Consider the following 1,715-nt stretch of genomic DNA (forward strand, 5'->3'; position numbering starts at 1 on the left):
CAGGGACCTCGCTGGGGGATCCGATCGAGGCGCAGGCATTGTTGGCGACCTACGGGCGCGAACACGACGCGGATCGTCCGTTGTGGTTGGGGTCGCTGAAATCCAATATCGGTCACACCCAGGCTGCGGCGGGTGTGGCGGGTGTGATCAAGATGGTGATGGCCATGCAGCACGGGGTGCTGCCTCAGACCCTGCATGCGGAAACCCCGACCACACACGTGGACTGGTCCACCGGTGCGATCCGGCTGCTGAGCAAACCCGCTGCGTGGAGCGAAGAAAGAACCCGAAGGGCCGCGGTTTCCTCGTTCGGTATCAGTGGCACGAACGCCCACGTCATTCTCGAGCAAGCACCAACAGCAGAACCCGCAACCGACGAAGCAGTCACCGATGAAGGCCCCGAAGCGACCTTCAGGGCGTTTCCGACGATGCCGTGGGTGATCTCAGCCAAATCGCCAGAGGCACTGGCAGAGCAGGCTTCTCGGTTGGTGAGGGCGCTGGCGGCACGCCCCGACACGACAGTGAACGACGTGGCCTGGTCGCTGATCAATGATCGGACTGCGTTTGAGTACCGGGCAGTCGTGCAGGGGATGGATCGGTCGGGTCTGCTCAAGGGACTGGATGCCCTCGCGAGGGGTGGGGCCGGGGCCGGTGTTGTGCAGGGTCGGGTTTACGGGGGGAGGACAGCGTTCGTGTTTCCCGGCCAGGGAGCACAGCGCGCCGGGATGGGAGCCGACCTCTACCGGGCTTTCCCTGTCTTCGCCGACACGCTCGATGAGGTCTGTGGAGAGCTTGATCGGTATCTGGGTCGATCGTTGAAGGAGCTCCTCTTCGCTGAGCCGGACTCAACGGAGTCCGCGTTACTAGACCAGACGGCCTTCACACAAGCGGCGCTGTTTGCGTTCGGAGTCGCGTTGTACCGGCTCGTCGTTTCATTGGGAGTAGAGCCGGATTACCTGATCGGTCATTCGATCGGCGAATTGGCTGCTGCTCATGTGGCTGGTGTGTTCTCCCTGCCAGATGCCTGTGCCGTGGTCGCGGCTCGTGGCCGCCTGATGGGCGATCTGCCCGCAGGCGGTGGCATGATCGCGGTGGATGCCTCTGAGGCGGAAGTACAGCACTCGTTACTGGGGTTCGAGGAGCACCTTTCTATAGCCGCAATAAACGGCCCGTCCTCGACGGTAGTTTCCGGTGATAACGAAGCGATCGAGCAATGGAGCCAACAATGGCGCGACGACGGTCGTAAGACCACTCGACTGCGAGTCAGCCACGCCTTCCATTCCGTTCAGATGGATCCGATACTCGAGCAGTTCGGCGAGGTGGTCGCAAGGGTTTCCATTGGGACCCCGACTATCCCGATCCTATCGAATCTGTCCGGTAACCTCGTTTCCGTCGAGGATTTGGGTTCAGTGCAGTACTGGGTGCAGCACGTGCGGCGCGCAGTTCGATTCATGGATGGGGTGCGTTTCCTCGAAGATGCCGGGGTAACACGCTTTTTGGAGCTCGGACCCGGTGCCGGGTCGAGCGCGATGATCGGCCGGTGCCTACGCAGCGAACAAGAAACGCTACAGATTCCGGCAGTGCGTCCAGGCCGTCCCGAAGTCGAGACGTTCACTGCATTCCTGGCTGAGGCGTTTGTGTGTGGTGTGGGGGTTGATTGGGGTCGATGGTTCGGTTCTGTTCGTCCTGCGCGGGTGGAGCTTCCCAGTTATGCGTTC

Annotated in this window: 1 protein-coding gene; it reads left to right on the forward strand. The window is 61.7% G+C overall.

The window, feature by feature from the left end:
* On the forward strand, positions 1-1,715 hold a 1,715-nt coding region (locus tag ABZ420_RS35965), incomplete at both ends, for a type I polyketide synthase (RefSeq protein WP_357132673.1).

The organism is Nocardia sp. NPDC005745 (assembly GCF_040630775.1).
Taxonomy (GTDB): Bacteria; Actinomycetota; Actinomycetes; order Mycobacteriales; family Mycobacteriaceae; genus Nocardia.